Origin of the sequence: Ottowia sp. (assembly GCF_047601385.1) — a bacterium.
Taxonomy (GTDB): Bacteria; Pseudomonadota; Gammaproteobacteria; order Burkholderiales; family Burkholderiaceae_C; genus Ottowia.
The window spans coordinates 1181431-1199453 of sequence record NZ_JASGJP010000001.1; the positions used below are offsets into that span (position 1 = coordinate 1181431).

12 protein-coding genes, 2 tRNA genes and 1 pseudogene are annotated in these 18023 nt (G+C 61.9%); all 15 read right to left on the minus strand.

The window, feature by feature from the left end:
- Window positions 1-117: 117 nt before the first annotated feature.
- Window positions 118-1038 (minus strand): hypothetical protein, encoded by a 921-nt coding sequence (locus QM772_RS05695; protein ID WP_415134476.1) that lies wholly within the window; start codon window positions 1036-1038, stop codon window positions 118-120.
- Between the two features lie 20 nt (window positions 1039-1058).
- Complete coding sequence (locus QM772_RS05700; protein ID WP_415134477.1) at window positions 1059-1445, minus strand: hypothetical protein; 387 nt, start codon at window positions 1443-1445, stop codon at window positions 1059-1061.
- Between the two features lie 53 nt (window positions 1446-1498).
- On the minus strand, window positions 1499-4672 hold the full coding sequence (locus QM772_RS05705) for a UvrD-helicase domain-containing protein (RefSeq protein WP_415134478.1): 3174 nt from the start codon (window positions 4670-4672) through the stop codon (window positions 1499-1501).
- Window positions 4672-7290 carry a PD-(D/E)XK nuclease family protein gene (locus QM772_RS05710; protein WP_415134479.1) on the minus strand — a complete coding sequence of 873 codons (2619 nt, stop codon included), beginning with the start codon at window positions 7288-7290 and terminating at the stop codon, window positions 4672-4674. Before QM772_RS05710 ends, QM772_RS05705 begins: the two co-directional genes overlap by 1 nt.
- A gap of 156 nt (window positions 7291-7446) precedes the next feature.
- Window positions 7447-7623, minus strand: coding sequence for a hypothetical protein (locus QM772_RS05715; RefSeq protein WP_415134480.1), 177 nt, complete (start codon window positions 7621-7623; stop codon window positions 7447-7449).
- A 17-nt stretch (window positions 7624-7640) separates the two neighbouring features.
- A complete protein-coding gene (locus QM772_RS05720) occupies window positions 7641-7919 on the minus strand; it encodes a hypothetical protein (RefSeq protein ID WP_056666037.1) in 279 nt (92 codons plus the stop codon).
- 71 nt (window positions 7920-7990) lie between these two features.
- A complete protein-coding gene (locus QM772_RS05725; RefSeq protein ID WP_415134481.1) occupies window positions 7991-8983 on the minus strand; it encodes a helix-turn-helix transcriptional regulator in 993 nt (330 codons plus the stop codon).
- 634 nt (window positions 8984-9617) lie between these two features.
- Window positions 9618-10829, minus strand: coding sequence for an IS4 family transposase (locus tag QM772_RS05730; protein ID WP_415134482.1), 1212 nt, complete (start codon window positions 10827-10829; stop codon window positions 9618-9620).
- Window positions 10830-10872: 43 nt separating this feature from the next.
- A pseudogene (locus QM772_RS05735) lies at window positions 10873-11388 on the minus strand (IS66 family transposase).
- Window positions 11389-11697: 309 nt separating this feature from the next.
- A tRNA-Gly gene (locus QM772_RS05740) sits at window positions 11698-11773 on the minus strand.
- Between the two features lie 67 nt (window positions 11774-11840).
- A complete protein-coding gene (gene lon, locus QM772_RS05745) occupies window positions 11841-14282 on the minus strand; it encodes an endopeptidase La (RefSeq protein WP_415134483.1) in 2442 nt (813 codons plus the stop codon).
- A 156-nt stretch (window positions 14283-14438) separates the two neighbouring features.
- Complete coding sequence (gene clpX, locus QM772_RS05750) at window positions 14439-15704, minus strand: ATP-dependent Clp protease ATP-binding subunit ClpX (RefSeq protein ID WP_415134484.1); 1266 nt, start codon at window positions 15702-15704, stop codon at window positions 14439-14441.
- A gap of 100 nt (window positions 15705-15804) precedes the next feature.
- Window positions 15805-16416, minus strand: coding sequence for an ATP-dependent Clp endopeptidase proteolytic subunit ClpP (clpP, locus tag QM772_RS05755; protein ID WP_415134485.1), 612 nt, complete (start codon window positions 16414-16416; stop codon window positions 15805-15807).
- A gap of 151 nt (window positions 16417-16567) precedes the next feature.
- On the minus strand, window positions 16568-17878 hold the full coding sequence (tig, locus tag QM772_RS05760; protein WP_415134486.1) for a trigger factor: 1311 nt from the start codon (window positions 17876-17878) through the stop codon (window positions 16568-16570).
- 34 nt (window positions 17879-17912) lie between these two features.
- A tRNA-Leu gene (locus QM772_RS05765) sits at window positions 17913-17998 on the minus strand.
- Window positions 17999-18023: the final 25 nt, after the last annotated feature.

An 18023-nucleotide genomic window follows, 5' to 3' on the forward strand; every position in this document is an offset into this window, starting at 1 on the left:
CCTAACTCGAATTTTCATGAATCTGCATTTGCAAGCAGAAAGGAGCACAATGAAATGACGATTTTCTGGTGCAAGACCATGTATAGACCTGCCTGCCATTTATGCCTTACGTTCCCATTAACCAAGAGATATACCGAGATACCCCGCAATAGCTGCTGGGATCAGTGAGCTGGCCGTTTCCAATGCGACATGCCAAGTACCGCTTCCAGCCTTGACAAGCAGTGTCCCAAGCCATGCTTTTACGCGGGCTCCCAGTTTCCCTCTTCCCTTGGACTCCTCTTGGTCCTCCGCCATGGCCGTCTCAAGCTCAGCCACGGCATCGTCCGGTACCCCGGCATCCTTGAGCAGCTTTTTCAGCGCCCGTAGGTCTCCAGTTCTGATGCTCACATTTTGAGAGAAATTGGAACTGGCATTCGCAATAGCTCCAACGCTTCCATAAATAGTTGTGTGGAAGACGTTCTTCACCTCTTCCTGGGTGGGTTTGTCGCTTTGAGTGTCGGTATCTTTCATGAGCTCGGGGTGTGCTTTCTGAAGCTCTAAAGTGAAGTCCAGGACCTTGGTTTTGACCGCATCTAGGACACCGTGTACCGACCCTGCGGTCAATACCTTCCACGCTTGGATGCAGTGAACTCCTTCGTACATTTTGTCGCCATACAAGGCAAGAGCTTCCATCGGCCAGGGGACCTGAAGGTTTCCATCACTTCGTCGGAGTAGTTCTTGCAGTGCCCCGACGCTCTGCTTGAGCGCAGTCGTACGAAAGACCTCGTGAAACTCTGTGGGCAGAACATGAATCGGAATGTCCGCGTTCCGTATTCCTGACCCAAAAGGACCTGAAAAATGACCTTTCGAAGGGACTTTCAGGATTCGATAGGTTGGCGGTGGCACTTCTTCTGGATAGCCGTTGAGCTCGTAGCCCGCCCAAAGTTCCAACTCCGGAGACTCCAGCGTCACGGCCAGCACCTTGCACATTCGCAAAAGTCCGGCGACGTCGCAGTCTCGTTTCAAGGTCTCATCACGAATTGTTTTTAGAAGGCTCATGGGCTCTTGATATTCGTTTGTCAGGTAGGTGGTGGGATTGATTTCGCTTCGGACGGCCGCGGCTCATCCATGCGTTCCGGTCGGATGACCGCACCCGGTCCGTGAATGTGTTTGGTATCACCCCGGTCAAACTTAATTTGCATCCGGAACTGGCCTGGATTTCCCTCGGAGTAGAGGCTCTCAATGACACCTGCGCCAAATAGGCGGTGGACGACCCGGGAGCCAACCTCCAAATCACTTTCCCCGACCAAACTGAGGCTAACGTCTTGAACGGAAAAACCGGGCTCTTTCAGACGAGCTTGGGCCCTCGCCAGTTCTGCCGCGGCGGCTTCGGAGTCCGCCGCTACTTGGACATGAACGGTTCTTGTCTGAACCACTTGAACCTTGGCGTTGAAGTACTTGGTCATCGAAGCGATTCCCTTAAGTTGGTCAGGGTGCGGGGCACGGCTATGGGGAAACTTCAAGCGAGGCGCAATGCACGAGCAGCGACCGGAAGGTATAGCCACTGCTCCGCTACCGGCGTCCCCGTGGCAACAATCAGAGCCTCTGCATACGCAGCGAGTTGAGGGCCGTGTTCCTGAACCAGTTGCTCATTCCGGTCGGCACTACCGGGGTTGGATTTGTGGTCGACAAGAATCCATCCCTTGGACGACTGCACCAGCAAGTCGATACGGCCCCTCACGCGCGTTCCATCTGGACGAATCGCTTCAATCGGAACCTCGACGAAGGTGGGGCATCCCGGCCACCGCTCGGCGCACCACGTACGGAAGGCGTTGAGCTGCGCGACAACCGCGGCGTTGTCAACGGTGTTGCCTACGCCCCAATTGCTGAGAATGCTGCTGACATCGGTCTGCTCAACCATTCCCCGTGCACCAGCCCGAGCGATGCAGTGATGGACTGCTGTCCCCAGGTCGGCCATGTCCGGTTTTCCCGTCAGCGCAATACGAATGCCGACGTCTGCGGTCTCCGCAATGGTGAACTGCCCGCCAACGGCACTACTCGGGCGATACCACAGGGGCGCTGCGGATGCGAGAGGCCGACGCGTAAACCAATGACGGTCTTGCGGCGCTCGCGCTGGGGGTTCGGTTGCGCATTGGTCTTTGTTCCAGTTCTTGGATGTTCGTGAGCACAGCTGGCCATCAGCAAGAACCACCTCCTCGGTCGGTCCAAACAGAATCTGACTTGCGCCCGGTACCTCATCTACCCAGCTGCGTACTGGCCCGGATTTCCTGGCGAAGGACACCAGGACGTTCACATCTCTGGCACGGGTCAACCCGACATAGAGCAGGCGCTTGTTTTCCGCCTCGGCGTCTTTTTGCATGGAGACCCCGGTCGCACTTGCTTCCGCGTTGACAGCGGCTTGTGGGGCAGCGCGCTTACCCCAAGTCTTCGGCCAGCAGTGAATGAAGCGATTGCCCAGTGGCATCTGCGGGTCAAAGGCATCTTCAGTTCGCGCACGCACATTCCAAAGCGCACTTCTGGCAGTTTCGCCAAGCGAGGAAAGCACAACGACCGGCCATTCCAAGCCCTTGGACCCATGGTAGGTGAGGACCGTGACTGCGTTGTCTGCTGTCGCGGCCCGGCCATCGTCCTCCGCTTCCGCGGTTGCATCGAGCCACCTGAGCATCCCACTGACCGTCGCAGGTCGCTTGGCCGCCACGCATTCGTCTTCGTAGGTTTTGCCCAGTTCCACCAGTGCTTCAACGTTGGCCAATCGGTTGTGGGCCTCATGCGGAGAGTTAGACCATTGGGCGACAAGCTGTGCAACGTGCGACTCTGAAGCGGACAGGCGCAGAGCTTCCAAAGGTGTCAAGGATGTGAAGGCCGGGCGCAGTTCTTCGAGACGTGCAAGTAGTGGATGCGCTGATTCACCGTTCGTCTTCCATTCATGAGCTTTGACATCGGGCTGCCCGAGGTAGTTGAGGCGGTCCGCCAGCCATGCGTCTACCGGGATGCCGTCTGCCAACGTCAGCACCAGAGCGGATGCAACCGTGTCGCTGACGTCATGCATGCGGCGCAGACAAGCCAAGACAAAGATGGCCTCCGCTGTTCCCAGCAGGCCGGCGCGAGGACTTGCGGAAGGGATGCCCCACTGGGTGAGCGAAGTGACTGCCAAGTCCACTTGGTCGTGTTTTCGGCAAAGGACCCCGATGTCACCTGGTTGGACTGCCCGAAGAGTTTTGGTCGCCTTGTCTTCCACCTGCATCCCGGAGCCAAGTAGCTCCGCTACGGCCTGGCCCAATGCCAGGTAGTCCGTGCCGTTCTTGCTGCTCTCAAAGTTCCAGTTCAAAAGCGACGGCTGGTTGGGGAGGTCCTTGCGAGCGGGTTGCAGCTGAACGTCCTGAGGTGTCAGGTCCGGCAGGAAGGCACCGCCGAACACTGTATTCGTGAGCGAGACCAACGCAGGGGTGGACCGTCGCGATGTAGTCAGGGGGGCACCAATAGTGCCGCCCCAGCCCGGAATCGCTCCGATGATTCCAGAGATAAGGCTGGCATCGGTTCCGCGAAAGCCATAAATCGCTTGCTTGGGGTCGCCAACCCAGATTGAACGCTTGGCCAGCTTGGCGAATTCCACAAACAGAGCAAGCTGGAGAGGGCTTGTGTCCTGGAATTCATCGACCATCACCAGGTCGAGTTCGCCAGCCAATATCTCACGGACGCTTGCGTTTTCTCGAATCGCGCGCAGCAACAGCACTTCCTGGTCACTGAAGTCCACGGCGCCCAGAGACCTCTTGGCCTCCGCATAGGCATCCAGGGCATTGGCTGCTAGATTGAATACCTGCTCCAGATACCGCCGCACGTCGGCGTGGAAGGCCGGATGGGATTCGTGCGCCTGAGCTGCAGCTTTCACGGGCTCTAGAAAGTGCTTGACCTTGGCACCGGCGTCGATACCCGCTGCACCAATCCAGTCGGGCCACGACCATCGGTCTTCGCGGAACGCTCGCTCGAGCTTCTGCAAGTCACCCAGCCCATCTTGGAGGTTCTTGGCCACTTTGGCGCCAGCCGCGACTTGCGCGTCAACATAGGCGGCTACCTCTTGGCGTGCGGTTGCCACTGCTGCGGCTAAAACCGCCGTCGGGTCGCCACCAGCGGTCGGCGCTGGCCAGTTCGCAAGCATTTGGTCTGCGTTGCGTGGCCCCATCGTCCGCAGCACTGCGGGCGCAATGTCGTTGTCCAGCGCCGCCTTGACCACATCCTTGACGGTCTTGGCCCAGTCTTCCTGTTCGACTCCAAATCTGCGCGTGAGCTGAACAAACTCGGACTGGCCCACAGGGTCCAGAGTCTCAGCAAGTGATGTTTCGAGCAGCCGTTTCGTCTGCCCTTCGCTGAGAACGGTCTGGTCGGGGGACAGCCCCAACTCAAAGCAAAACTGCTTGAGCATCTGCCCGCAGACACTGTTGACTGTTCCCAACCTGGCTTGTCCGATAGCCGTGGCAAGGTCAACACGGCCTTTCTCCAGCAACCATGACCGAGCGCGTTCGCGCAGCTCCGTGGCGGCCTTCACCGTAAACGTCGTTGCCAAAATGGCATGGGGCCTTGCAGCACCCGACTCGAGGGCTTGCGCAAGGGTTTCGGTCAGTTTGTAGGTCTTGCCGCTACCGGCGCCCGCGCTCACAAATTCGATGTTGTTCATCATTCCCACCCTCCAAGCAGCACGAGATAGTCCCGGTCCCATTGGCTAGGCCCCTTCACCGGTAGCGTGCCCTCGGGGCCGTTGTAGTCTTCAGATGGTCCTTTGGGAACAACTTCAATTTGCCCTGCGGCGAACTGGCCTGTTCTCCAGGACCAGGTCGCTTTTGCCCGGTCAAGCAGTGCAGCGACCGTAACGCCCTCGGGTGGAGGTGTGAATTGAGCCTGAGGGAAGAAACCCGGGTGCGAGACGAACAGCGCGCCGCTTTCCAGGATGAAGAATCCCAGTGCCGCAGGTGCAGTTCCGGTCTTCTGCTCGACCAAGCTGGAGTACAGGGCCAACTGGAGGTGGCCGCCCTCGCGCAGCATTCGTGCGTAGTGGTTGTCTCCACGCCACTTCATGTCGAGCGCGACAACCATGTTGTCAGGTAGTTCGACCAAAAGGTCAACCTTGCCGGTCAACGGGACTGGACCGAGTACGCCATCAAATTCGGCCTCGGTCTGAACGCGTACTGCCTTGGCTGCGCGCAGATGGTCCAAGAGCGAGCAGATTGCACCGTCGCAGGTCATCTGGAAGCGCTGCAGGCTGATGCCAGCGCCTTGCATGAGGAGAACGGCTCCTTCTGTGCGGAGCAACTCGTCGGCCTGAGCTCGAAACCAGTCCTTGGCTTGCTGATTCGTCCAGGTCAGGGCATCAGCATGCGCAAAGAGCTTTTCGAAGACACGATGGGCGAGGATGCCGAGAAGGCGGTTGTCTTCTTCGACTGCAAGAATAGATGTTGGGTTCAGCCGGGCAATCCGCTTGAGCGCGAAGAGCGCGGGCGCGTTGAACAACTCGTTGAGTGCCGTGTAAGACTGTGGATTCCTGGACAGCTTCAGCGGCGCGGGGAGTTGGATATGGCGTTGTACTTGCGGAAATGGGAGCGGCTTCACCTGTGCGGTCAAGCTACCTAGAAACTGGCTGCTACATGCGGCATCGAGGTCCAGGGCCTGCGCTTCAAAGTCCGGGATGAGTTGCTGGAGGAGTTGTCGGACAGGATGGACTTCCCGGCCAGGAGGGGGCAAGACCATCACAAAACGCTTGCGGGCTGCCAACAGCGGACGTAGCCATTGCATGGCCAGGGCTGACAACTGCTTCACGGGGTCCCGCAGCTCGACGCCCAGTTCCTTCAATGCTTGGACTTCTGCACTCGACCAAGGGAGCTGCTGTACCAGCATTGGCGTGGAAGGCATCCACCAAATAACCTCGTCAGCTGGCTCGATGCAAGCTGCCGCAGTATTCGCAGAGCGCATGCACCCAACCTGAGAGACGGCACCAGGATTGGATGCACCTGTGGGCGTCGCATGAGCCACCAACTGTTCAATTTGCCGGGGCAGCAGCGTGTTGACGCCTTGTCGGGAAAGCTCGGAGAGGCTATCGAAAACAGCTGCGCACTGGCGATGCGCAGGTGCGAACGTGGCCGCTATCGAGGGATCGCCAGACAACCTGCGGCGCATGGCTTCTTTGAGCTTGTCGGCTCGCGCGAGCAGGGCATCCAAGGGCGCACCCTGATGGCGTGGCCAGCGTTCGCTTTCAAGCCAGAACTCGATTTCGACCACCAGAGCTGCGCCATCTTTGTCCGCAGCAATCTTGTTCTTGGCCTCAACCCATGCGGCTCCCCCAATCCCCGGTTGTTCCGCAACGGCTTTCGCGAGCGTGGCTCGCGCTCTCCGGCTGAACGGTCCAACAGGATGGGTCAGGAAGTCGACCAGGCGACCAACGTCGAGAGGTGCCCAGCACATCTCCAAGGCCAGACCCAGTGCCTGTAGAGCCGGTCGAAGCTGGCTAGGGTTCTCAAAGCCACAATTGACTCCGCCGGTGGCGACCAAGGTGGTGTCGAGCGAGTCCCCATGGTTCTCCGCGAGGACCAACCGGTCAGCCGGGTGGGCTACAGCGTGCGCACCGAGCCAGTGCTCAGCTGTCGAAAAAGAGAGTGTTCGAACGAGCCGCACGCTGCCGTCCGCAATGGGGGACATCTTGCTTGGTGGCCCTTGCCCCGACATGACGAGAACCGCTTTTTCCTGCAGGGCACGCAGTGCTCCTTCTCCATGAGGAACGGCAGGGCTGGCTTGCACATCTGGCAAGCACGACAGCACTCTGCGCCACAGGAGAGGAAAATCCTCCAGTGGGTCAACAAGCGAGACAGAGGTAATCGGGTTGTAGCCTGTCGCCTTGAGCGCCTGTTCAACCAACAGCAGTCGGGTAGCTTCACCCGGTGGCATGCCCGAGGCGGTCGTCTCGACCATGGCCAGTTCTTGAAGCCGAACAGGATGAGACGCCTGCGCTGTTCCCAGCCAACCCCCGAGAAGCCACTCATCGCGCCAGGACAGGAGCTTTACTGCTGTGCCAACGCTGTCGACTTTCATCGAGGCGCTGTAAAAACGAGTCCCATTGTCATGGCGCTGCAGATGCCCCATGTAGACCGCAACGCGCTGTGCTGCCGCGACCTCGGGTTTGGCCAAGCCAAGGTACGTCTCCAGCAATGACAGAAAGCCGAGTCGCCCAACAACAGGTGTGTTGAAGGAGCTCTGCGGCGAAGGGCCCTGTCGGGCATCGAGGTTCAAACCGAAGGTGACATGCATGGCGCGTGAAGCAAGTAGCGCAAGCACATCGGGGGATGCGCCTGCGCGGTCTAAGCAAGGGGCAACATCAGCAAGTTCCGTAGTCCACTCCCGGAGCGTCAACCCGGCTGGTCTGATGAAAATCGAACACGGCCCGTCCTACGAGCCGCGTGTTGGCTACTTTGGCTCCTTGCGAACGCCCTTGAAGGGCTCGCCGTCCTTCTTTTGGTCCATGAAGCGGCCGTTGCCGGTGTCACGCTTGGTCCACGTCTGGTTGGCAGGGTTGAACACCTGCGAGCGGTCGCGTACAGCGCCGCGGCGGGCGTTGTCTCCAACGGGGTCGTTTTTGGCCATTTCAGTCTCCTGTGTGGTTACGCGTTGAGGGAATGGGTCCAGCCAGGGAGCCCGCTGCGAGAAAGGAAGTCCACCAAGGGTGGGCTTCCGAAGAACTGCAGCCGTCCGCCGGACATGAAGGCGAGCGCAGCTTGGTCAACGCGGAGGTTCGCACCCCGCGCTTTGGCCGTCAGTTGGGCCAGCAACTGGGAGTTGTCGTCCCGGGAGCCAGAGGACGAGCGAGCATCGAAGACGGCGAAGTTAATCCAGCCGCCGTTCTGTGCACGCTCCCGAATATGAGCGAAATTCACTTTCATCTTGCACTCCTAGCCCGGAAAACGTCGAGCATGGGAGGTATTCTTGTGAGTGCACTGGTTCAAATAACGACCTACTGAACATCTGCAGGAAGATTTTTTGATGCTGCGGCGCACAATGCGTCGTGTAGGCGCTGTCGCAGCTCAGGAGGCTCCAGAATTTCCACCTCCGGGCTGTGGCGTAGGAGGTCCATCAACAACTCTTGGTCATTCGAATATGGAATTTCCAAGATGTAGCTGCCATCCTGGAGGAGTTCGCTTGACTGGTCGTGGTGCCAGGTCTCCTTGCTGACCCACTGGGCTCGCTCTGGAGTGAACTTCAAACGTGCGCGGTGGGCCGCTTTGCCGGCAAAGATGCCATAGCCGCTGCGGAAATGCTCCTGCATCTCTTCTTGGCTGACTTCCTGCGAGGGCTCATCCATAACGCGGACATCAGCAACGGCCTCCAGTGCAAAAGACCTGATGGCATTGCGAGTGTGGCACCACGCGTCCAACATCCAGTTCTCACGGTAGTGCACCAGCTGTTGTGGAGAAATGGTGCGCTCCGTGTGCTCCTTGCGGTCACGGTTGAGGTACCGCAGATGCAAGCGCTTGCCGTCCAGCAAGGCGCCGGCTATGAGCTGGAAGTGCTTGGATTCAACCTTCCTGGGCGCGAAATGGATGAGTTTGAGCTTTCGTTCAATCGGCTTGGCCGACTTTGTGCCTTCAGCGAGCAGGCTACGGAAACGGGATTTCAACGGGCCAACGTGTTCGTCCAGCAAGCCGGGCTGAACGCCCTCCACCAGATGAAGCATCGTCAACAGAGCAAAGACCTCAGATGAGTTGAACCAAACTCCGGGAAGTTCGAACCGGCCACCATCGGCCAACTCATCGCGGATAACCCAGCCGCGCTGGCTGCGATCCCAATCAACGGGGCATCCGAGTCGGTCTCGAAGGAAATCGAGGTCGCGCTTTACAGATGCGTGTGAGACCTCCAACTCTGCCAGGAATGTAGCCATCGGCACGGCACCATGCCGACGGATAAGGCGCACGATTTTGGTTATACGCTCGATGCTGACCTTCGACATGGCTTCCTGCGAGTAGTCACCTTAGTCATCGCACTGAGCATAAGCCCCTCGCATCATCGCTTCAGGAGATATGCCGAGCACTCATCTCGTAAAACAAATTGTGTCGCCAGATACATCTTATCCACATTCTGAAGCAGTGACACTGCATGGCTGGGCGACTGCGGGCAAACATCGACCCAGCACCGCATTAACACGGCGGGTTGTTCTCCAGCGATGAGGGTGGCAAACTGCGTGGCGACGTTCTACGTCAGCAGTTCGTCAATGCGGTGATGGAGTTGGCGATGCGCTCGAGCACGTTTCGCAGCTACCCCTGAGGATCCAGGCCGTTGAGCTCGGCGGTTCGGATCGGGCTGGACATGGCAGTGGCGCACTCGCCACCCGTCTCCGATCTCGCCAACAGATAGTTGTTGCTCCCCAGAGCGACGCAGCGCAGTCCACGCTTAGCCGCAATACTGTTCACATTCGCATCACAGGCGAAGGCAAATGGAGCTGATGAAGCACAGCGCCACGGTGCCGAATGCGGAAGTTGCTCATCTTGCGCTTGACGCCACGCGGGTTCAAACGTCCGCGGCTACTGACGCAACGCCCGCGTGCGATCTCCTGGAGCAGCGCATCGCGCCAGGCTGCCAGGTGCTCAGGGGGGAATGGCCGCAGCTTGCGGCATCTTGCGTTTGATCACGCGCACGGCGTGGGTGAAGCTCAAACGATCCGGATCAAGCCCTTGCGTGCAGGCTGCCTGGGCCATCAACTGCCGGATCGCGAAGTGCGCCAGCAGCAGCCCCCACAGCTCCTGACGCACCAACTCAGGCGTCTTGCTGCGCAGCACCGTGCTGGCTCCCCTCAGATGCGTCTTGAATTCGTCGAACACCCCCTCTATCTCCCAGCGCTCGTGGTACAGCGCCGCCAGATCCAGCGCTGGGGCCTGTTCATGGTCGAGGATGTTGGTCACCAGCCGGTAGCTGTCCTGCACGGGGCTGGCCGAGTCCTTCAAGGTGTAGTCGATCACGCGCACCACTTGCCCTTGCCCCGCTGGGCGCTGCCTGTCGGCGCTGTCGAATACCTCGCTCAGATAGGAGCCGTCGGGCAGTTGCCGGTGTACGTCGAGCTTGAGGTTGGCCTTGACGCGCCACACCAGGCTCGCACCGCTGGCGCAAGCCTTGCCCCACAAGCCAAAGCCATAGAAGCCCCGGTCGGCCAGCACCAGCATGTCCGGCTTGAACTTGACACACAGGGTCTGCGCCAGGGTGGTCTCGCCCTGGCTGCAAGGGGCCATGGCCGCGGCTACCACCGCATGCGTGCCACATTCCACCAGCCCCAGCACCCGCGCTTGCGGGAAGGCGCTGCTTCCTCGTGAGGAGCCTGGATAGCCGAAGAACGCTGCATTGGTCTTCTCATCGGCCACGTCCATTGCCGTGCCGTCCAGCGCCATGATGCGCCACCGGCGGTACCACGCCCCTGGCATGCCCGGGGCTGCCAGAGGACTGAGCACACGTTCGGCCAGTTGCTCCATGACCTCGGCGCCCAGGCGGCTGCGCGCCTGCGAGATTGCCGCCTTACTGGCCTGTACTGCTGGCGCTTGTCCTCTACTGAGCCATTGCAAGCCTTCGCACACCACGCGCAGCACTTCCTCCAGGGGCGCTTCTCGCCATAACGCCATGGCCATGATGTAGTACACCACCGCCGGTGCTGGCAACAGCCGCTCGCGCTTGCTGGCACGTTCCGTTTGCGCCAACACTTCGTCGATCAACGCCCTGGGACATACGCTGGCCAGGACGCCTACGCTCATCAGGTGCGCCACATCTATCTTCTCTGCCAGCGTCTTGCGCACTCTTGCCATCGGCTCCATCCATCACGGGGTTGGTGATGGGGGGATTGTGAAGCAATTGATTTTAGATGAACAGTATTGCGCTTAGCCGCTGGAGTTGTCGATCTTGATGCGACCGTTGTCGACGTAGCGTGTCAGCGCCACCCAGCTTGGCCGAGTACAGGACGGCCTTGCCCAGATCAGACTTGTACGAGATCGCCACCAGCGCCTGATTCATCCACCTCTTCAGGGCCCTCAGCCTAGGTGCTACCCGCTGCTGGCGTATTCGCCGGCGTTCATCGGGCGGCTGGCCTCGGAGGGCCCGCTCGATCGCGGCGGACAGGCCAGCGATGTGTTCCAGTGCCAGCAGCGCCTGCGGCGACCTAGTGTTGGCGTGCAGTTCGAAGTACTTGCGCCGCGCATGCGCCCGGCAGGCGGCCTCGTTGATCCGGCCGGTGGCTTACAGTGCCTCGAAGCCCCGCATGCCGTCGGCCTGCAGGACGTTGGTAAAGTCCTTCAGATGAGCCTGAGGCGCTGCCCCCTTGCGATCCGGTGAGTACTCGAACCACTCCGCAGGGGCCTGCGCGCTGCCCTGGGCCACTCATCGCGCACATACATCCACAGCCGTCCAGTCTCGGTGCGGCCGGCCTTTGCCGAAACCGGCAGCGGTATGTGAGTCGTTATCGCCCGCCTCCCTGGGCGGAAGACCGGATCGTAGCCCGACGCGAGCGCCACATCGAAAAGTATCGCCTTAGCGCAGAGCAGATGATGGCCCCAAAACAGGCCTAAAAAAGGCTGTCTGTAGATGGACTTCCCCAGGCTTCTGGGGACAATCTCCCCAACAAAAAAAGGAGCCGAAGCTCCCTTTTTTAGCATTTCATGGATCTCTGTAGAGCTCCATGGAAGTCCTTGGAGCGGGAAACGAGGCTCGAACTCGCGACCTCAACCTTGGCAAGGTTGCGCTCTACCAACTGAGCTATTCCCGCGTAAGCCTCGCATTATAGCCTGAAATTTCGGCGCTTTCGCAGCGCCGCGAAAAAATTTCGATGGCGATCAGTGCTTCACTGCGGCGCCGCGGCCCGGCTTGGGCTTGGCGGCGGGCGCAGCGGCCGCCGGCGTGGCCTCCACGGGCGCCACGTCGTCGTCGGTCAGCGGAACGGGCTGGCGCTCCAGCGCGAGTTCCAGCACCTTGTCGATCCACTTGACGGGGACGATCTTCAGCCCTTCCTTCACGTTGGCCGGAATCTCCTGGAGATCCTTGACGTTCTCCTCGGGGATCAGCACGGTCTTGATGCCGCCGCGCAGCGCGGCCAGCAGTTTCTCTTTCAGGCCGCCGATGGCGGTGACCTCGCCGCGCAGGGTGATCTCGCCGGTCATGGCGACCTCGCCGCGCACCGGAATGCCGGTCAGCGCGGAGACGATGGCCGTCGTCATGGCGGCGCCCGCGCTGGGGCCGTCCTTGGGCGTGGCGCCGTCGGGCACGTGGATGTGGATGTCGCGCTTCTCGAACACCTCGTCCTTGATGCCCAGGCCCCTCGCGCGTGAGCGCACCACGGTACGCGCGGCCTCCACGGACTCCTTCATCACGTCGCCGAGCTGGCCGGTGCGCTGCACGTTGCCTTTGCCGGGCATGGTGGCGGCCTCGATGGTGAGCAGGTCGCCGCCCACCTCGGTCCAGGCCAGGCCGACCACCTGGCCGACCTGGTTCTGCTGCTCGGCGCGGCCGTAGGTGAACTTGCGCACGCCCAGGAAGTCGTTCAGGTTGTCTTCGGTGACCGTGACGCGCGGCGTCATCTGCTTGAGTTGCAGCCCCTTGACCACCTTGCGGCAGATCTTGGAGAGTTCGCGCTCCAGCGAACGCACGCCGGCCTCGCGCGTGTAGTAGCGCACGATGTCGCGCACGGCGCCCTCGGTGACTTCGAGTTCATCGTCCTTCACGCCGTTGTTCTTCATCTGCTTCGGGCAAAGGTACTTGAGCGCGATGTTGGTCTTCTCGTCCTCGGTGTAACCCGACAGGCGGATGACCTCCATGCGGTCGAGCAGCGCGGGCGGGATGTTCATCGAGTTGCTGGTGGCCACGAACATCACGTCCGACAAGTCGAAGTCCACCTCGACGTAGTGGTCGCTGAAGGTGTGGTTCTGCTCCGGGTCCAGCACCTCCAGCAGCGCGCTGGAGGGGTCGCCGCGGAAGTCCATGCCCAGCTTGTCGATCTCGTCCAGCAGGAACAGCGGGTTGCGCGTGCCGACCTTGTTCAGGCTCTGCAGCACCTTGCCGGGCATGGCGCCGATGTAGGTGCGGCGGTGGCCGCGGATCTCGGCCTCGTCGCGCATGCCGCCCAGCGCCATGCGCACGTACTTGCGGCCGGTGGCCTTGGCCACCGACTGGCCGAGCGAGGTCTTGCCCACGCCGGGCGGGCCCACCAGGCACAGGATGGGCGCCTTGACCTTGTCCACGCGCTGCTGCACGGCCAGGTATTCGAGGATGCGGTCCTTGACCTTCTCCAGGCCGTAGTGGTCTTCGTTCAGCACGCCCTCGGCGTAGGCCAGGTCGTGTTTGATCTTGGTCTTCTTGGCCCAGGGCAGGCCGACCAGCGCGTCGATGTAGTTGCGCACCACGGTGGCCTCGGCCGACATGGGCGACATGAGCTTGAGCTTCTTCAGCTCGCCCTCGGCCTTCTTGCGCGCCTCCTTGGGCATGCGGGCGGCCTTGATCTTCTTCTCGATCTCCTCGATGTCGGCGCCGTCCTCGCCCTCGCCCAGCTCCTTCTGGATCGCCTTGACCTGCTCGTTCAGGTAGAAGTCGCGCTGGTTCTTCTCCATCTGGCGTTTGACGCGGCCGCGGATCTTCTTGTCGACGTTGAGGATGTCCACCTCGCGCTCGATCTGCTCGAACAGGTTCTCCAGCCGGCCTTTCACGTCGGACAGGTCGAGCACGGCCTGCTTGTTCTCCAGCTTCAGCGGCAGGTGCGCGGCGATGGTGTCGGCCAGGCGGCCAGGCTCGTCGATGCTGGCGATGGAGGTCAGGATCTCGGGCGGGATCTTCTTGTTCAGCTTCACGTACTGGTCGAACTGCTGCATCACCGCGCGCCGCAGCGCCTCGACCTCGGCATTGTCCTGGGCGCCCTCGCCCAGCTCCAGCGGCGTGACGGTGGCGACGAAGTGCGCCTCGCCGTCCTCGATGTGGGTGACGGTGGCGCGCTGCTGGCCCTCGACCAGCACCTTCACGGTGCCGTCGGGCAGCTTGAGCATTTGCAGGATGGTGGAGATGCAGCCCACCTCGAACATGTCGCCGACCGAGGGCTCGTCCTTGGCCGCAGCCTTCTGCGCCACCAGCATGATGCGGCGGTCGCCCACCATCGCCGACTCCAGCGCCTTGATGCTCTTGGGCCGGCCCACGAACAACGGGATGACCATGTGGGGGAACACCACCACGTCGCGCAGCGGCAGCAGCGGCAGATCGATCGGGGTGGCGGGCAGGGGAGTGGTTCCGGACATGAAGAATCCTCGGGCAAGGGAGTCAGCCGGATATGGCCGCTCCGGGCTCCATTTTCAACCCGCCGCGCGATGGGCGCATGGGCAGTGGGAATACTATCAAAAACATAGCTGCCAGCGCTTGCCAGTCAAGCGCTGGCGGCCGATTTGGCTTGTAAATCAAGCTTTCTTGGCGGCCTCGCGGTACACCAGCAACGGCGGCTGGCTGTCCAGGATGGTGTTCTCGTCCACCACCACCTTGGCCACGCCGGCGGTGTGCGGCAGCTCGTACATGGTGTCGATCAGCGCCTGCTCCAGGATCGAGCGCAGCCCGCGCGCGCCGGTCTTGCGCGCCAGCGCCTTGCGGGCGATGGCCTTCAGCGCCGAGGAGCGGATTTCCAGCTCGACCCCCTCCATCTGCAGCAGCCGGGCGAACTGCTTGGCCAGCGCGTTCTTGGGCTCGGTGAGGATCTGCACCAGCGCGTCCTCGGACAGCTCGGCCAGCGTGGCGACCACCGGCATGCGGCCGACCAGCTCGGGGATGATGCCGAACTTGATCAGGTCCTCCGGCTCCACCTCCTGGAACGCCTCGCTGATGGAGCGCTGCTGCTTGCTGCGCACCGTGGCGCCGAAGCCGATGCCGCTGGCCTCGGTGCGCGCCTCGATCACCTTCTCCAGCCCGGCGAAGGCACCGCCGCAGATGAACAGGATGTTGGTGGTGTCGATCTGCAGGAAGTCCTGGTTCGGGTGCTTGCGCCCGCCCTGCGGCGGGATGCTGGCCATGGTGCCCTCGATCAGCTTGAGCAGCGCCTGCTGCACGCCCTCGCCCGACACGTCGCGCGTGATGCTGGGGTTGTCGGCCTTGCGGCTGATCTTGTCGATCTCGTCGATGTAGACGATGCCGCGCTGCGCGCGCTCGACGTCGTAGTTGCAGCTTTGCAGCAGCTTGCTGATGATGTTCTCGACATCCTCGCCGACGTAGCCGGCCTCGGTCAGCGTGGTGGCGTCGGCCATGACGAAAGGCACGTCGAGCTGGCGCGCCAGCGTCTGCGCCAGCAGCGTCTTGCCCGAGCCGGTGGGGCCGATCAGCAGGATGTTGCTCTTGGCCAGTTCCACGTCGCCGCTCTTGGCGTCGTCCTTGTGCTTCAGGCGCTTGTAGTGGTTGTAGACCGCCACGGCCAGCGTGCGCTTGGCCTTCTCCTGGCCGATGACGTAGTTGTCGAGGTTGGCCTTGATGTCGGCCGGCGCGGGCAGGTCGCTCCTGGCCTCGCCCGCGGCGTCTTCGGCCGGCACCTCCTCGCGGATGATGTCGTTGCACAGGTCGATGCACTCGTCGCAGATGAACACCGAGGGGCCGGCGATCAGCTTCTTGACCTCGTGCTGGCTCTTGCCGCAGAACGAGCAGTAGAGCGCTTTCTCGCTGGAAGAGCCTTTCTTATCGGCCATTGAACGTCTGAAGAATGATGGATCGGGCCATGATAACCAAAACGGGCAGCGGCGCCGGGGAGCGCCGTTGCCCGCATGCAACTGGCTGGCGGAGCGGCGATCAGGGGCGCGAGGCCGGCACCTGATCAACGATGCCGTAGGCCTTGGCCTCGTCGGCGGTCATGTAGTAGTCGCGCTCGGTGTCCTGCACCACCTTTTCGTAGGGCTGGCCGGTGCGCTCGGCCAGGATGCGGTTCATCTGCTCCTTGGTGCGCAGGATGTCGCGCGCCTGGATCTCGATGTCGGTGGCCTGCCCGCGCGCGCCGCCCAGCACCTGGTGGATCATGACCTTGCTGTTGGGCAGCGAATAGCGCTTGCCCTTGGCGCCGGCCGCCAGCAGAAAGGCGCCCATGCTGGCCGCGAAGCCCAGGCACATGGTGGACACGTCGGGCTTGACGAACTGCATGGTGTCGTAGATCGACATGCCGGCCGTCACGCTGCCGCCGGGCGAGTTGATGTAGAGCGAGATGTCCTTGTCGGGGTTCTCGCTTTCCAGGAACAGCAGCTGCGCCACCACCAGGTTGGCCGTCTGGTCGTTGACCTCGCCCACCAGGAAGATCACGCGCTCCTTGAGCAGGCGCGAATAGATGTCGAACGAGCGCTCTCCGCGGCCGGACTGCTCGATCACCATCGGGATCAGGCCGAGGTTCTGGGGGGTGTCGAATTGGCTCATGAAAGCTCCGTGATTGAACTGGGAAAGCAAATGGGGCCGGAACCCGTGGATTCCAAGCCCCATTGTCGCCGCACGGCGGCGACGGCCGACTTATAAGCCAAATCGGCCTCCAGCGCCCGCCAGGCAAGCGCTGGCAGCTATCAAAACAATATCACTGCTGGCCCATCAGCTCGTCGAAGTCCAGCGTGCGCTCGGTCACCTTGGCCAGGCCCAGCACGTGCTCGGTGACGTTGTTCTCCAGCACCATCGCCTCGACGTCGGCCAGGCGGCGGTTGTCGGCGTAGTAGTAGCGCACCACCTCTTCCGGCTTCTCGTAGCTGGCGGCCAGTTCCTCGACCTGCGCGCGCACCTGCTCGGGCCTGGCCTGCAGGTTGGCCGTGCGCACCAGCTCGGCCAGGATCAGGCCCAGGCGCACGCGGCGCTCGGCCTGCGGGCGGAAGCTGTCCTCGGGGATGGGCAGCTTCTCGACGTCCTTCAGGCCGCGCGCCTTCAGGTCGGCGCGGGCGCTCTCGACCATGCGGTCCACCTCGGCCTGCACGCTGGACTTGGGCAGCTCCAGCTCGGCCTTGGCCGCCAGCGCGTCCATCACGGCCTGCTTGTTGCGGGCCGTGACGCGGGCCTGGACCTCGCGCGCCAGGTTCTTGCGGATGTCGGCGTGCAGGCCCTCGACGGTGCCGTCCTTCACGCCGAGCGACTTGGCCAGCTGCTCGTTCACCTCGGGCAGGTGCGCGGCCTCGATCTTCTTGACGGTGACCAGGAAGTCGGCCGTCTTGCCGGCCACGTCCTTGCCGTGGTAGTCGGCCGGGAAGGCCAGCGGGAAGGTCTTGCTTTCGCCCAGCTTCATGCCGCGCACGGCGTCCTCGAACTCCTTGAGCATCTGGCCCTCGCCGATGACGAACTGGAAGTCCTCGGCCTTGCCGCCCTCGAAGGGCTCGCCGTCGATCTTGCCGGCGAAGTCGATCGTCACGCGGTCGCCCTCCTCGGCGGCGGCGTCCTTGGCGCGCTGCGCGAAGGTGCGGCGCTGCTTGCGCAGGATCTCGATGGTGCGCTCGACGGCGGCGTCGCTCACCTGGGCGGTGGCCTTCTCGATCTCGGCCGTGGCCAGGTCGCCGATCTTCACGTCGGGGAACACCTCGAACACCGCATCGAAGGCCACCTGGCCCTCGGGCGCGCCGTCCTTCTCGGTGATGGTGGGCTGGCCGGCCACGCGCAGGTTGGCCTCGTTGGCGGCGCTGAAGAAGGCTTCGCCCACCTTGTCGTTCATCACCTCGTACTGCACCGAATAGCCGTACTGCTGCGTGACGATGCTCATCGGCACCTTGCCGGGGCGGAAGCCGTCCATCTTGACGCTGCGCGCCAGCTTGCGCAGGCGGGCGTTGACCTCGTTCTGGATCGTCTCGACGGGCAGCGTGAGCGTGATCTTGCGCTCCAGCTTCTCAAGGGTTTCGACATTCACGGCCATGGTGTTCTCTCGTTTGATTCAAAGTTGATATCGCTGGTGCGCGGGGGGGACTCGAACCCCCACACCATTGCTGGCGTCAGGACCTAAACCTGGTGCGTCTACCAATTTCGCCACCCGCGCGCGGTCGCTGCAAATGAATCGGGCG

Coding starts and splice junctions, on each gene's coding strand:
- QM772_RS05715 (WP_415134480.1), bottom strand. CDS start 7,623: ATGGCCAAAAACGACCCCGTTGGAGACAACGCCCGCCGCGGCGCTGTA.
- QM772_RS05700 (WP_415134477.1), bottom strand. CDS start 1,445: ATGACCAAGTACTTCAACGCCAAGGTTCAAGTGGTTCAGACAAGAACC.
- QM772_RS05710 (WP_415134479.1), bottom strand. CDS start 7,290: ATGCATGTCACCTTCGGTTTGAACCTCGATGCCCGACAGGGCCCTTCG.
- QM772_RS05705 (WP_415134478.1), bottom strand. CDS start 4,672: ATGAACAACATCGAATTTGTGAGCGCGGGCGCCGGTAGCGGCAAGACC.
- clpX (WP_415134484.1), bottom strand. CDS start 15,704: ATGGCCGATAAGAAAGGCTCTTCCAGCGAGAAAGCGCTCTACTGCTCG.
- QM772_RS05720 (WP_056666037.1), bottom strand. CDS start 7,919: ATGAAAGTGAATTTCGCTCATATTCGGGAGCGTGCACAGAACGGCGGC.
- QM772_RS05725 (WP_415134481.1), bottom strand. CDS start 8,983: ATGTCGAAGGTCAGCATCGAGCGTATAACCAAAATCGTGCGCCTTATC.
- lon (WP_415134483.1), bottom strand. CDS start 14,282: ATGTCCGGAACCACTCCCCTGCCCGCCACCCCGATCGATCTGCCGCTG.
- clpP (WP_415134485.1), bottom strand. CDS start 16,416: ATGAGCCAATTCGACACCCCCCAGAACCTCGGCCTGATCCCGATGGTG.
- tig (WP_415134486.1), bottom strand. CDS start 17,878: ATGGCCGTGAATGTCGAAACCCTTGAGAAGCTGGAGCGCAAGATCACG.
- QM772_RS05730 (WP_415134482.1), bottom strand. CDS start 10,829: ATGGAGCCGATGGCAAGAGTGCGCAAGACGCTGGCAGAGAAGATAGAT.
- QM772_RS05695 (WP_415134476.1), bottom strand. CDS start 1,038: ATGAGCCTTCTAAAAACAATTCGTGATGAGACCTTGAAACGAGACTGC.